Source organism: Bacillus sp. MC1252 (genome assembly GCF_056838025.1).
The window spans coordinates 39,938-53,972 of sequence record NZ_CM166369.1 but is presented as its reverse complement, the minus strand read 5'-3'; the positions used below and the strand labels follow the sequence as shown (position 1 = coordinate 53,972).

The window sequence follows — 14,035 nt, the reverse complement described above, 5'->3', positions numbered from 1 at the left end:
AAGTGGTGAAAAACAAAAGAAAAAGCCCTTAAAGTAGGGCTTCAGATTTAAAGAGAAAGTGGGGGTTTTCAAGACAAGGTGTCAACAAAGCCCTCATTTTTGTCTTTTCAACTGTTCACGAAACGATATATGGTGTTTTTCGCTTTCGTTACATTCAATATACGGTGTATCTAGACCTTAAAAAAAATTGTCGAGATTTTCTCGACAGCCTGAAGCCCTTAAAGTAGGGCTTTTTGTAAAACGTTAGCTAAACGGGCAAATTCCTCAATGGATAATGACTCACCGCGTCGCTTTCCATCAATGTCAGCTGTTTCAAGGGCTTCTTCAATGATGGCTTTATGTTTTTTACCATCAGGCAGATTGTTCAACAGGTTATTCATCAATGTCTTCCGGCGCTGGCCAAAGCTCGCACGGATGAGCTGAAAGAAAAATGCATCATTTTCTACTGAGACAGCAGGCGTTTCACGAACTGTTAGTTTAATAACAGCCGAATCAACATTTGGCTGGGGAACGAAAACGGTTTTAGGCACAACCATGACCGTTTTCGCTTCCGTATAAAATTGAACCGCAATAGAAAGCGAGTTGTATTCCTTCGATGAAGGGACAGCTGCCATACGATCTGCGACTTCTTTTTGCAGCATGACCACAATCCCTTTCAATGGAAGGTTTTCTTCCAGCAATTTCATAATAATCGGTGTCGTCACGTAATAAGGAAGGTTGGCTACAACCATCACTTCTTTACAGTCAGCAAAGTTTTCTTCGATGACCTTTCCTACATCCGCCTTCAATACGTCTTGGTGAATGATGGTGACATTATCATATGGAGAAAGTGTATCGTTTAAAATGGGCAATAAACGCTGGTCGATTTCGAAAGCGGTCACTTTCTTTGCTCGTTTAGCGAGCTGTTCTGTCAATGCGCCGATACCAGGTCCAATTTCAATAACGCCGGTCTCATCCGTAATCTCTGCATGATCGACTATACGATCTAAAATATTTGTATCAATTAAAAAGTTCTGCCCTAAGCTCTTTTTAAAAGAGAAACCGTACTTCTTTAGTATTTCCTTCGTTCTGACGGGTGTCGCAATATCTTTATTCATCGGCTTCCTCCTGCATGACGGTCTTTAAGGCCGCAATAAAATCATGTTTGGTTATTTGAAACATATGAAGGCGCTTTTGCAGCTGCTTCGCATTGGTATATCCTATATTTAAAAGCACACCTAGTCGTTCGCGGCGGCGTTTCGATGCATCGCCTCCGATAAGGCCTGCGTCAAATAAGTCGTCTAATGTAATGTCACTTTCCGATTCTTCCATTTCCTCATGGACATGAGCAAGGCATTCCCGAATACTGTCCAAGGAAGCGTGCTCGACGCCAATCCCTTTGTCCCGCTTCGCTTTCGCAAGATGTTTTGGCAAAAAAGCGTGCTTACAACCCGGAACCGCTTCTGCGATGGTTTTACGGATCTTTTCACCAGGAAAATCAGGGTCTGTTAAAATAATGACACCCCTCGTCTCCTGAGCAAGACGCACTTGTTGAATGACTGTATCGCCAATGGCAGATCCGTTTGTTTCGATCGTATCTGCATCAACGGCCATCTTCACTCTGGCAGTGTCATCACGACCCTCCACCACAATGATTTCTTTGATTTTCATTTATTCCTCCGCTTGCAAAAACAATAAACATTTTTTGGTCAGAAAATGAAACCTTTCATGCTGTTTTTGCGTCTAATTAATTAGAAAACAGTGCTTCTATTATAACCAAAAAAACAGAGGGTGCGCAAAGCCCTCTGTTCATATAAATGATTTGATGTGTTTATTTGAGCACTCTAATTTTTACTCGTTTATTTCCCCATTGATAAGCTGCCGACTTACTTGGGACGAACACATCAATTTTATTCCCTTTTATAGCAGATCCAGTGTCTGATGCAACGGCATATCCATAGCCTTCCACATACACTTTAGAGCCTAGCGGAATGACACTCGGATCAACTGCTATGACCTTTGCACCCGGATTTGCTTTTAAATTAAAACCTGTAGACGTTCTGCCCGTACATCCAGCACAGCTCGCTGTATAGGCTGTTGACGCCACGTAGAATTCTTTTCCTGATGATTCATTGCTTCTTGAAACTGCAGGGGATGCTTTAGGTTCCTTTTTGGACACTTGAGTGCCAATGGCCACTATACGATCCTTGCTATCTTTTTCAGTTACTTCTTTGATTAATTCTTTAGACACCACTTTGCCGTTTTCTTTCACAATGGCATAGTGCTTCTTCAATTTACCTTCTTCACCTTTTTTAAGCACCTTCTCTTTTCCTTTTTCAAGAGAACGATCCTTTTTATGTTTGGTATCAAAAGCAATTTTCTCTTCCACTACATCGGTGACTTTTTCCACCCGAGTGATCTGGATATCTGCGCTTTCTTTAGAAATGTTACTATGTAGCGCAGGTTTGATCTTATCGTGCTTCTTGAGCCTCAGCTCTTGTTGCTTTAAAAAGTCAGCGACCGTAGTCGAAGTGGTCCACACTTTTTTATCCTTTCCTCCATCCTTTAAGCTGACCTGGAAGGCCTGCTGAACCACAAGATTCATATTCTTTTTAATCTTGTCATTCTTTCCTGGAGTCACTTGATCGTGCTTCCCAATATCTATCTTCTCATTCTTCAATAATGCTCCAACCGTCTGATCTGTTGTCCATATCGTTTTCTCTTTCCCATCTAGGGTCAGATGAACCGGTATAGCCGCATCATACACAATGTTCATATTGTCTTGAATCTTTGTATTTAGACTTGGAGAGATATGATCCTCCGCCCTGGTCCTTATCCCAAGGTCTGAAAGCAGCTGTGCTACTGTCTCTTCATGTGTACGAATTGTCTTCTCCTTACCATTGATTGAAATGGTAATAGACTGCTTAGTGAACTCGTGCGCACCGTAAGCCGTCCCAGTTCCAGCTAAAAGTAAGCAAGCGACTAGTAATAAAACCTTGCCTTTTCCTAGCTTGATAGAAAACAGATTTTTCATTTTTTGTACGATGAAAAACGCCTCCTTCTCCTCGGAGAGATTATATAGAGTATCTCAAAACCTGTCAACCCTTCCACCCACTGTACAAAAATGCTCGATTGTAAACCTATTATGGGAGATTTATGGAAGGAAGGGAAGAAAGACTTATCGACAACTTATCCTATGAGGAACAGCAAACGTGTAGAACTTTTTCGTTATGTTTCACAATTGGACAGGCTTAAACAAGGTTTGACATCATATACTGTCAGTTTATACGGAAAACTTTTTTCGCATTTTCTGTTGTCAATTCAGCAAGCTCTTCAAAGCTGATTTCTCGTAATTCGGCAATTTGCTCTGCGATATATTTCACATAGCTTGGCTCATTTCGTTTCCCTCTAAATGGCGCTGGTGTTAAATATGGGCAGTCTGTTTCAATCAATAGTCGATCACTTGGTATGTCCTTTACAACTTCTTTCGGTTTTTTGGCATTTTTAAATGTCACGGGTCCACCGAATGAAATATAAAAGTTCATATCCATACACGCTTTTGCAATTTCTAGGCTTCCTGTAAAGCAGTGCATAATACCACCAACTTCCGCCGCTCCCTCTTCCTTTAAGATCGTCACGACATCTTCCGTTGCGTCACGGTTATGAATGATGATTGGCAGATTCACTTCCTTCGCAAGAGCAATTTGACGTCTAAAGACTTCTTTTTGTACATCTTTTGGCGACTTGTCCCAATAGTAATCCAGACCCATTTCTCCAATGGCAACGACCTTTTCATGTTGAGATAATTCTTTGATCCAAGCCAAATCCTCATCTGTCATATCAATGGCATCGACAGGATGCCAGCCGATCGCTGCATAAATGAAATCATACTCTTCAATTAACTCCATCGCTCTCGTTATGGTTGAGCGGTCAAACCCGACTACGACGATTTTCTCTACCTTTTCACTTTTCGCTCTTTCGATCACCTGCTCTAAGTCTTCATTGTATTGTTCCGCATTTAAATGGGCATGTGTATCAAATAACATCGTTGATTGCTCCTTTCGACAATTCTCCTAAAAAACAAAAGGTGTTCGACGAAATGTTACACGTGGAACACCTTTGTTGATTTATAAAATTTTTGTTCCATTCGCTAGAGATTGATCCACTTCAAGGACCTGCAATTTCCCACCAGTTTCCCCAGTTAAAATCATTCCCTGGGAAATTTCCCCTCTGAGTTTAACTGGCGTGAGATTTGCTACGCAAACAAGCTTCTTCCCTACCAATTCATCTGGTTGATAATGCTTGGCAATCCCTGAGACAATTTGTCTTTTTTCAAATCCAAAATCAAGCTGAAGCTTTAAGAGACGATCCGCTTTTTTAACTGGAGCTGCTTCCAAAACTTGTGCTACTCGAAGATCAACTTTCGAGAAATCATCAAATGCAATTTCTGCTCCCAGTTCAGGTAATTCCGTTTCTTCTATTTCAGCTTTCTCTTCTTCTACCTTAGGAGCACTTCCCTGCATTTTCTCTTTAATGTACGCCACTTCTTCTTCAACCTCTAAACGCGGGAACAACGGCTCTCCTTTTTGTACTGTTGCTTTTTGAATCGCACCAAAAGAAAGAATGCTGTCCCAGCTTTTAAGCTTCTCTTCTTCAATTCCAAGCTGGAAGAAGATTTTCTCAGGTGTTTTTGTTAAGAATGGTGTTAATTGCACTGCTGTGATTCGAAGTGATTCTGCCAAATGATACATGACAGAGTGCAGTTCTTTTCGTTTCGTTTCATCCTTCGCTAACACCCATGGAGCTGTTTGATCAATATATTTATTAGTTCTGCTGATCAATGTCCAAACATTTGTAAGAGCCACCGAGAATTCAAGGTTTTCCATCGCTTCTTCATAGGCTTTTACCGTTTGTTCAGCCACAGCTTTAAGCTCCTCATCAAATTCATTGACAGGACCCTTATAACTGCTTAATGTACCATCAAAATATTTTTGTACCATCGCGACCGTACGGTTAAGTAAGTTCCCTAAATCATTGGCAAGATCATAGTTTACACGTTCCACAAATCCTTCTGGTGTAAACACGCCATCCGCACCAAATGGCACTTCGCGAAGTAGATAATAACGAAGGGCATCAAGACCATAGCGATCAATTAATGTGACCGGATCTACCACATTCCCTTTTGATTTAGACATTTTGCCATCTTTCATGAGCAGCCAGCCGTGTGCGAAAATTTGTTTCGGCAGAGGCAGATCAAGTGCCATCAGCATAATTGGCCAATAAATTGTATGGAAGCGCACAATTTCTTTCCCTACAAGGTGCACGTTGGCAGGCCAATATTTTTTATATTTTTCATCCTGATCGGTTCCATAGCCAATCGCTGTTAAATAGTTGAATAACGCATCAATCCATACATAAATCACGTGTTTCGGATTATTAGGTACTTTAATTCCCCAATCAAAGGTTGTTCTTGATACAGCTAAATCCTCTAAACCTGGTTTAATGAAGTTATTGATCATTTCATTCTTTCTTGATTCAGGCTGAATGAACGATGGGTTCTTTTCGTAGTAGTCCAGTAAACGATCTGCATACTTACTCATACGGAAGAAATATGATTCCTCTTTAATCAATTCAACAGGGTGACCACTGTCGGGGCTTTTCCCGCCAATGACTTCACCTTTCTCATTTCGCTCAACATCAACAAGCTGTGTTTCCGTATAGAATGTTTCATCAGGAATACTGTACCAGCCCTCATATTGATCTAAATAGATATCTCCTTGATCAAGCAGCTTTTGGAAGACTTGCTCAATGATTTTCGTATGCCTTTTTTCCGTTGTACGAATGAAATCATCATTTGAAATGTCGAGTTTCTTCCATAATGATTGAATGTCTGTAACGACGGGATCTAAATACTCAATCGGTGTAATATTTTGTTCTTCAGCTTTTTGCTGAATTTTTTGTCCGTGCTCATCTGTACCTGTTAAATACATCACATCATAGCCTTGAAGACGTTTATAACGAGCCATGGCATCCCCTGCCACTGTCGTATAAGCATGTCCAATATGTAATTTTCCGCTCGGATAGTAAATAGGTGTTGTCAGATAAAACGTTTTTTTCTTTTCCGGCATGTCGGAACCTCCTGCGTGTGTGTAAATGTCAAAAGCTCCCGCCCAATGGACGAGAGCGGCTATAATCACTTCATTAAAATGTGTCAGATCATTTCATTATGTTTTGCACTTGTGCTTTCTCTATGATACCATCTTAGCCTTTAAGATCAAGCATATATACATAGAACAAGCTGAAATGATCGAAAAAGATGAGTTTTTCGAAAAAACGACAAACCGCTCGACATTTTGTCGAATATTGTCGTATGAAATATACTTCCAGATTTATAATTGGCTAATTTAGGGCAAAAGTCTTGTCAATCTGTTCTCGTCATTTATCATGTTTTCATAGACGAAGTCCACAAAATCCTTATACACCAATAGTTTCAAGGTCCTTTGACTTTAAGAGTCATATTTTACAAACAATAGTAAACAAAATGATTGACGATTTATGGAAACCTTGTTATGCTAGGAATGTAAGGAATTTGTCGAATAATGACGAAGATAATATTATATTAAGAATAAGAACTTTTTGGGAGGAGAATGAAGATGAAATCTACAGGTATTGTACGTAAAGTTGACGAATTAGGACGCGTGGTGATTCCAATCGAACTTCGTCGTACACTAGGAATCGCTGAAAAAGACGCTTTGGAAATTTATGTTGATGATGAAAAAATTATCCTAAAAAAATATAAACCAAACATGACTTGCCAAGTAACAGGTGAAGTATCAGACGATAACCTTAAACTTGCTAATGGTAAATTAGTTCTTAGCCGTGAAGGTGCAGAGCAAATCATTAACGAAATCCAAAACCAACTTCAATCACAAAAATAAGTTTCATATAAAAAGGTTCTTGCACCGTTTGCAAGAACCTTTCTTTATTGTTCAATATGATAGGCATCGTATATCGTGCGCTTTGGCACACCACGTTCGACTGCTGTACGTTTAATGGCTTCCTTCGACGTCAATCCTTCCTCTATGTAATGGATCACGTGTTCTTTTTCAGATAAGGCCTTCCACCAGGCTTCTTCATTCAGCTCTTCTTCATCCTGGTCATTTCCTTGTACCACAAGACAAAATTCGCCGCGAATTTGTTGTTCCGTAGCCCATGTCAGCACGTACTCTAAATCTCCACGAATAAACTCTTCGAATTTTTTTGTCAGTTCTCGCGTAATCGCTATGTTCCGGTTCCCCCACACTGCCTTCATCACGGTCAGCGTTTCTTTTAACCGATGGGGCGCTTCATAGAAAATAATCGTTTCCTGGCGTTTCTTCAATGCTTCCAGCTGTTTTTTCTTTTCTTTTTTTTGACGATCAAGAAAACCGTAAAAGAAAAATGGCTGTGGCGCGATCCCTGACGCAATGAGCGCCGTTAATGCCGCGTTTGCACCAGGTAGCGGAATGACATAGCCTCCGATGCTTGTAAAGTCTCGAACCACTTCAGCTCCAGGATCAGAAATAGTCGGTAAACCAGCATCGCTCACTAGTGCGATATTTTTCCCTTCTTTTAGCCATTCGATTAACTTGTAACCACTGCTATCTTTGTTATGCTCATGATAACTCGTTAACGGTGTATCAATTTCATATACATGACAAAGCTTTTTCGTTTGTCTCGTATCTTCTGCGGCAATATAGTCTACATCTTTTAACGTTTGTATCGCTCGGAACGTCATATCTTCTAAGTTTCCAATTGGGGTTGGTACGAGATAAAGAATACCCATTTCGGATTGACCATCAAAGCTCTTCTGTGTCTTTTTCATGTGCCGCCTCCTTTTCCATTCGCATTTCTTCTATATAAATGTCTTTCTTTTGACGTGTCCAAGTTTTGAAACGATATTCTTGCTGCATGGCTTCTCTTTTGGTTGAAAAACATTCATGGTAATAAAGCTCAACCGGCCGTCTCGCTCTTGTATATTTTGCTCCCTTTCCACTATTGTGGGTAGTCAGCCTTTTTTGTAAGTCATTTGTATACCCAGCATACAAACTGCCATCTGCACATTTCAATACATAAAAGTAATGATTATGCTTCTCCATATAGTATCGTCCTGATTTCTTCTGTATACTCTTGGTCTTCCCCATAAACAAAGAGGGGCGGCAATATTTTCAAATCTGGCTTTCCATCTTTCATGCCTTCTATTAAGATTGTATTGGCTTCTTTCCCCTGTTTAGGATAAACAAATCGAATTCGCTTTGGCTCAATACGGTATTTCTTCATCATTTCAACAATCTCAAGCAACCGTCCTGGGCGGTGAACCATTGCCAGTTTGCCCCCTTGCTTCAGCAAAGTGGAAGAAACACGAATGACGTCTTCTAATGTACAATGAATTTCATGCCGTGCAATTGCCAAATATTCATTTTCATTGATTTCATCCTTAGAGGGTGTCTTAAAATACGGCGGATTACATGTGATCACATCTACTTTGTGGTTCCCATAGCGTTCTGGCATATCATTCAAATCACCATGTATCAATTCAATCTGATGCTCTAATTGATTATGCTCCACACTTCTTTTCGCCATATCAAACAGACGTTCTTGGATTTCAACACCTGTAATAGAGGCCTTAGATCGAGTTGAAAGCAGCAATGGCACGATGCCATTTCCCGTACAAAGATCGATGATTTCTCCCTTTTGGATCGGCACATACGCAAATTTTGCTAATAATACCGCATCCAATGAAAAGGCGAACACGGTTTTACTTTGAATAATTTTCATATCTTCAGCGAGCAAGTAATCTAAACGTTCATCTTCTCTTAACGAAACCATGATGTATCCTTTCTATTCCTGTGAAAAAGGCTCCCGATTCAGCGGAAGCCTTTTCTCACTTTTTATTTAAAAATGACAGACAGAACAAACAGTCTCCCTCTTTACGAATACTCCCATAATGTACATTACAAATATGGAAGCCTTCCTGATATAACCGAGCAAGGTTATCATGACCTTCTCCTATATCAGAATGACTTGGCTTCTGGGCAAAATCATTCTCCGCCTCAGACGATTTGTCTCGATCGGATTGATCCAGACGTTCACGCAAGTGCTGATTCTCCATCTGAAGCTGATGATTTTCTTCAATCACTTCACCGATATGATTTTTCAAATCTCCTAGCTGTCGATAAAGAGAACCGATTTGTTCTTCTAAATTGATCACTGTATCAAATAGTTCCTTTTTATCCAAGGTGGCACACCTCGTTACTCAGTTGTTTGTGCAGATACAACGCCTTCTTGTAATAATTCTTCCCAAGTATATTCTACCACTTTTTCTTGCCCGGTTAATTCAACTTGCAAAATTCGTTCTAAAATGTTGAGCCCTACTACCTTTGCAGAGCCATTAGACGTCTGAATCGTTTCACCGATATCCGGTAATTGTTCTTTCGCTGTTTCATACTCATCATTCTCATATTTCAAGCAGCACATCAAACGGCCGCAAAGCCCAGAAATTTTCGTAGGGTTTAACGACAGGTTTTGATCTTTTGCCATTTTTATGGACACCGGTTCAAAATCTCCTAGAAATGTTGAACAGCAAAGCATTCTTCCACAAGGACCTATGCCGCCCAGCATTTTTGCCTCATCTCTTACACCGATTTGGCGAAGTTCAATTCTCGTCTTGAAAATCGATGCGAGATCCTTCACCAGCTCACGAAAATCTACTCTGCCGTCCGCTGTAAAATAGAAGATAACCTTGTTTCGGTCAAATGTAAATTCAACATCGACTAGCTTCATTTCCAGGCCGTGTTCACTTACCTTCTGAAGACATGTATCAAAGGCTGCCATCGCTGCTTCTTTGTTTTCCTCAACGATGAGCCGGTCTCGTTCGTCTGCTACACGAATCACCTTACGTAGAGGAAGGACCACGTCGTGTTCATCTACTTTTTTATTCGCGATGACCACTTGTCCGTACTCAACCCCTCTGACCGTTTCTACAATGACACAACTATCATTTTCTATATGAAATCCATTAGGATCGAAATAATAGATTTTGCCCGCTTTTTTAAAGCGAACACCAATTACGTTGTACAAGCTTATCCCTCCTGCAACATCAACACCAATTGCTCCATTAGCCCTTGGGCATTCACGTTGGATTGAAGTCTCTTTTTCGCTTCTAATACAGCAAGGATCTGGTTCGTCACCATCTGCTGTGTGGAATGCAGCGCGTGCTGCTCCATTGTCTGGAATAAGTCTTGATAAATGACTTTATCTTCATTTCCTATTTGAATCGACAATACATCACGATATATAAATAAAAGCATATCCAGACCTGTTTCTTGAAGGTCTTTCTCTTTGAAAAAAGGCATCCATTGATCTTGTATATAAAAAAATGCATGTTCTTTTCGCTGGTGTAAGACTTCATACAATTTTATCACTTTCGCTCTAGACTCTGCAAACTGATCATTTCGACTTAATTCGAGTGCTTCTGCTAAATTATTAGTTAAATTCGACAAAAGCCTTGCAAGATGCTGAGATACGCCTTCTTGTAAAAGCTGCTGCTCCAAAGATTGTGGCTGCAACGGCTGAAAGCTAAGCATCTGACATCTTGAAATAATCGTATCCAGCATTTTATGCGATTGCTCAGTGATTAAAACCGCCATCGTTTCCCGATTAGGCTCCTCTAGGAACTTTAATAAACTGTTCGCGGCATTGACCGTCATTTTGTCCGCATGAAGAATGATATACATTTTCCGGTGCGATTCTACACCTGCTTTTGTAAATTCCTCCTGCAATGCCTGCACTTGCGCTTTCTTAATCGATTGGCCGTCAGGCTGCACTACATGTAAATCTGGATGGTTTCCAGACTCAATCCTTTTGCAGTTTTGACAAGATTCACATGGTTTCACTCCTGCTTCCAAGCAAAAAAAGCTCTTAGCCAAAAGCATGGCAGCATCTAGCTTTCCTGTCCCTTTTTTCCCTTCAAATAAGTAAGCATGGGCAAGTCGGTCTTTATCAATACTATTAAAAATCAGCCGCATGACGCGCGGCTGCAAATCATTCATGTCATCCCAGCTAATTGCCATGTTATCACTCTCTATGTGTAAAGGTTAATCAATAAACCTTTTATTTCTCCAATACGTTCAAGCAAATCAATAGAGGGTTTCTCTTGATCCATCATATCCTCTGTTAATTCAATAAGCTTTTCATCTAATGCTTTGACTAAAGCGAGTGTTCGCGTGTTGCCATAAAGGTCAAAGCTCCTTGACGTCTCTATATTTAATCCATTATCGACGGTCTCTTTCACAAAGCGCTTCACAAGTCCTTTAAACCTGGCTAAATCCTTTAGGTTTCGTGACTTTGTCAGCTTTTTACCGAACACCTCGATATCACTCAGCATGACCGTCAGTTGTTCTAAGCGCATTTTGCCGCTTTGCGTCTCCATAGAAGCTTTAAAAGAAGCAGATGTCTGGCTTCCTTTAATCGCTTGAAGTTCACGCTTTTCTAAAAGCAGCCGCATATCTTGATTAATTTTCACAGCAACCCATCCTTAAAATTGATGAAATTGTTCAACTGGCAGAATAAAGACAGTAGCTCCACCAACTTCAACCTCAACAGGGTATGGTACGTATGAATCTGCATTTCCACCCATTGGTGATACAGGCGCGATCATTTGATCACGTTTACGGCAATTTTCCTTTATAAGCTGTAATGCCTTATCCACTCGGACATCATCACAACCAATGATAAAAGTCGTATTTCCAGACTTTAAAAACCCACCAGTTGAAGCTAATTTTGTCACGCCGAAATGATGTTCAGTCAATATTTTCAACAATTTGCTGCTATCTTGGTCCTGTACAACGGCAACAATTAATTTCATTTGATTGGCCTCCTTCGTTTTAGGCACAGGTGACATGCCGATGTCTTCCTCTATATTATAACAACGATTGGGAATCAGGTCATATTTGATTTTTCTTTAATGTGTCCTGAATCAACTGAAGCACTTCTTCATAGACATCCTGCATCGGCTGAGACGCATCCACTACACGGAATCGTTCTGGTGATTGCGCAATTAGTAATTCATAGCCTTCTCTGACCAGCTGGTGGAAATTCAGGGTCTCCATATCTAATCGATTTTTTTCTCTTCCTTGATTGGCGTCGATTCGCTTTAGACCTTCCTCTGGTGTAATGGAAAAGTAAATAGTCATTTGCGGCATTGTACCATTAATGGCAAAATCGTTAATTGATTTGACTTCTTCAATCCCAAGCCCTCTCGCATAGCCTTGATAAGCAAGGGAGCTATCGACAAAACGATCACATAAGACCGTGTCCCCGCGTTGCAATGCAGGTTCTACTTTCTCAGCCAAATGCTGTCTTCTTGCTGCTGCATACAGCAATGCCTCTGTTTTTGCGTCCATTTTTGTATTTTTTTCGTTTAAAATGACTTCACGAATCTGCTCTGCAATTTCGATGCCTCCTGGCTCTCGTGTCGCCATCACTGCATATCCTTGGCGCTTCATTTCTTCGTACACTTTTCGTATCACTGTCGTTTTTCCAGCACCCTCTGGCCCTTCAAACGTAATAAACATACCACTCATAGTGTCTCCTCTTCTATATAAACATATAATTTTCTCTGGTGAATCACCTGACTTGCTTGAACATGAACGTGATGTCCAAGCAAACGGCTTAACTTCGAAATTTGATCCGCTTCAATACGCTCTCCCTTAATCATCAAAGGAATGCCAGGCGGATAGGGAATAACCGATTCTGCACTGATCAGGCCTGCTGCTTTTTCGAATGGGACGGCTTCTATGTCTTGTCTTTGCTGATCGACCTCTATGAATCGCGTCGCCTTTTGAAGATGCTCTTTTTTTTCATGCAATACATCACTTTGCTGAAGCGCCTGCTCTATGGCTGAAAAAGGGACGTCCTTCGTCTGTCCCAGACCAAAAACGAGTAAGACTTGATGTTCATCCGCAAGTTCTGGGTGAACATCAACCGATTCAAGCACCTTTTTTAGTTCATAGCCTGTCAGCCCTTTTGTTGAACGAATGACGCATTTTAATGGATCCGTAGATAACGAGTCAGACTCGACCACTTCGAGATTGGACATCCTGTTGAACTGTTCTTTCAGCTTTGCCAGCCCTGTCATGATTCCGTCCAATTTCCCTTTTCCCTTGATCTCTTCAACATAAGCTCTCGCCACATCTAACGTAGCCATAATTGGATAAGAAGGTGAACTGCTTTGAAGCATCGTTAACAATGTCTTCATACGCTTCGCATCTATTCGGTCCCCTTGGAGATGGAGATAAGAACCCATCGTCATCGCTGGAAGGGTTTTATGTGCTGATTGTACCACCACGTCTGCTCCGTAGGAAAGGGCAGATGGAGGAAAGGCGCCGCCTAATACAAAATGCGCACCATGTGCCTCATCAACCAAAACAATCATGCCCGCTTCATGACACAAGTGAATCAGCTTTGATAAATCAGCTGCATGTCCATAGTAGTTCGGATACGTCAAAACGATTGCCCGGCAGTTCGGGTGTTTCGCGATAGCTTTTTTGACTGTTTCATCAGTAACATGGGTTGGGACGTGCAAGCATGAATCGATCTCAGTGTCTAACATAATAGGCGTTGCTCCTGCAAGCTCAATCGCATGGAAAACAGACTTATGACAATTTCGCTGAACAAAAATCTCATCTTCAGTCCGACATGCAGCCATCACCATCGCTAGATTTCCAACTGTTGTGCCATTCACAAGGAAAAAGCTTTGCTTTGCCCCATATAGCTTTGCCAATAAATCCTCTGCCTCTTGAATCACACCAGTCGGGTGGTGGAGATCATCTAGACCTTCAAGCTCCGTCACATCCAGCTGAAGAATTGATGCATAGTAAGACCGTGCCTCATCAAAAAAGACATCTCCATTGTGATGTCCTGGAACGTGAAAAGAATAAGGCTTCTTTTCCGCATGTTGTGATAATGCTGTATATAAAGGTGTTTTCAAACAAATCGACCCTTTTCACTTAAACGA

Annotated in this window: 16 protein-coding genes; 1 reads left to right on the top strand and 15 read right to left on the bottom strand. The window is 40.9% G+C overall.

Annotated elements, in window-relative coordinates:
- Positions 1–218: 218 nt before the first annotated feature.
- The 5 genes from rsmA to metG form a co-directional block, all read right to left on the bottom strand.
- The gene (gene rsmA / locus ACYH0L_RS00280) at positions 219–1,097 is read right to left on the bottom strand and encodes a 16S rRNA (adenine(1518)-N(6)/adenine(1519)-N(6))-dimethyltransferase RsmA (protein WP_099728331.1); all 879 of its coding nucleotides are present in this window, start codon (positions 1,095–1,097) and stop codon (positions 219–221) included.
- Positions 1,090–1,650, bottom strand: coding sequence for a ribonuclease M5 (gene rnmV, locus ACYH0L_RS00275; protein ID WP_034324499.1), 561 nt, complete (start codon positions 1,648–1,650; stop codon positions 1,090–1,092). The genes rsmA and rnmV overlap by 8 nt, the downstream gene beginning before the upstream one ends.
- Before the next feature lie 160 nt (positions 1,651–1,810).
- The gene (locus ACYH0L_RS00270) at positions 1,811–3,013 is read right to left on the bottom strand and encodes a G5 and 3D domain-containing protein (protein ID WP_256499208.1); all 1,203 of its coding nucleotides are present in this window, start codon (positions 3,011–3,013) and stop codon (positions 1,811–1,813) included.
- A gap of 244 nt (positions 3,014–3,257) precedes the next feature.
- A complete protein-coding gene (locus ACYH0L_RS00265) occupies positions 3,258–4,025 on the bottom strand; it encodes a TatD family hydrolase (RefSeq protein ID WP_230031695.1) in 768 nt (255 codons plus the stop codon).
- 81 nt (positions 4,026–4,106) lie between these two features.
- The gene (gene metG / locus ACYH0L_RS00260; RefSeq protein WP_249705133.1) at positions 4,107–6,107 is read right to left on the bottom strand and encodes a methionine--tRNA ligase; all 2,001 of its coding nucleotides are present in this window, start codon (positions 6,105–6,107) and stop codon (positions 4,107–4,109) included.
- 519 nt (positions 6,108–6,626) lie between these two features.
- On the opposite strand from metG, the gene ACYH0L_RS00255 reads away from it, so the two are divergent.
- Positions 6,627–6,917, top strand: a complete 291-nt coding sequence (locus tag ACYH0L_RS00255) for an AbrB/MazE/SpoVT family DNA-binding domain-containing protein (RefSeq protein WP_087975202.1) — start codon at positions 6,627–6,629, stop codon at positions 6,915–6,917.
- A gap of 44 nt (positions 6,918–6,961) precedes the next feature.
- Here the strand turns inward: ACYH0L_RS00255 and rsmI are convergent, their stop codons facing one another.
- The 10 genes from rsmI to ACYH0L_RS00205 form a co-directional block, all read right to left on the bottom strand.
- Positions 6,962–7,843 (bottom strand): 16S rRNA (cytidine(1402)-2'-O)-methyltransferase, encoded by an 882-nt coding sequence (gene rsmI / locus ACYH0L_RS00250; RefSeq protein ID WP_099728335.1) that lies wholly within the window; start codon positions 7,841–7,843, stop codon positions 6,962–6,964.
- Positions 7,818–8,117: a GIY-YIG nuclease family protein gene (locus tag ACYH0L_RS00245; RefSeq protein ID WP_099728336.1), complete on the bottom strand. Its 300-nt coding sequence runs from the start codon at positions 8,115–8,117 to the stop codon at positions 7,818–7,820. Before ACYH0L_RS00245 ends, rsmI begins: the two co-directional genes overlap by 26 nt.
- Positions 8,104–8,847, bottom strand: a complete 744-nt coding sequence (locus ACYH0L_RS00240) for a tRNA1(Val) (adenine(37)-N6)-methyltransferase (protein WP_249705132.1) — start codon at positions 8,845–8,847, stop codon at positions 8,104–8,106. Before ACYH0L_RS00240 ends, ACYH0L_RS00245 begins: the two co-directional genes overlap by 14 nt.
- 55 nt (positions 8,848–8,902) lie before the next feature.
- Entirely contained in the window at positions 8,903–9,256 is a 354-nt protein-coding gene (gene yabA, locus ACYH0L_RS00235; RefSeq protein WP_087978476.1) for a DNA replication initiation control protein YabA, read from the bottom strand.
- Positions 9,257–9,270: 14 nt separating this feature from the next.
- Positions 9,271–10,098 (bottom strand): competence/sporulation regulator complex protein RicT, encoded by an 828-nt coding sequence (gene ricT, locus ACYH0L_RS00230; protein ID WP_099728338.1) that lies wholly within the window; start codon positions 10,096–10,098, stop codon positions 9,271–9,273.
- A gap of 2 nt (positions 10,099–10,100) precedes the next feature.
- The gene (gene holB, locus ACYH0L_RS00225; RefSeq protein ID WP_230031691.1) at positions 10,101–11,090 is read right to left on the bottom strand and encodes a DNA polymerase III subunit delta'; all 990 of its coding nucleotides are present in this window, start codon (positions 11,088–11,090) and stop codon (positions 10,101–10,103) included.
- A gap of 11 nt (positions 11,091–11,101) precedes the next feature.
- Positions 11,102–11,542, bottom strand: coding sequence for a YaaR family protein (locus ACYH0L_RS00220; RefSeq protein WP_230031690.1), 441 nt, complete (start codon positions 11,540–11,542; stop codon positions 11,102–11,104).
- A 12-nt stretch (positions 11,543–11,554) separates the two neighbouring features.
- Positions 11,555–11,884, bottom strand: coding sequence for a cyclic-di-AMP receptor (locus ACYH0L_RS00215; RefSeq protein WP_024425625.1), 330 nt, complete (start codon positions 11,882–11,884; stop codon positions 11,555–11,557).
- A gap of 79 nt (positions 11,885–11,963) precedes the next feature.
- Positions 11,964–12,602, bottom strand: coding sequence for a dTMP kinase (tmk, locus tag ACYH0L_RS00210; RefSeq protein ID WP_034324521.1), 639 nt, complete (start codon positions 12,600–12,602; stop codon positions 11,964–11,966).
- Positions 12,599–14,008 carry an aminotransferase class I/II-fold pyridoxal phosphate-dependent enzyme gene (locus ACYH0L_RS00205; protein WP_249705131.1) on the bottom strand — a complete coding sequence of 470 codons (1,410 nt, stop codon included), beginning with the start codon at positions 14,006–14,008 and terminating at the stop codon, positions 12,599–12,601. Before ACYH0L_RS00205 ends, tmk begins: the two co-directional genes overlap by 4 nt.
- Positions 14,009–14,035 lie beyond the last annotated feature (27 nt).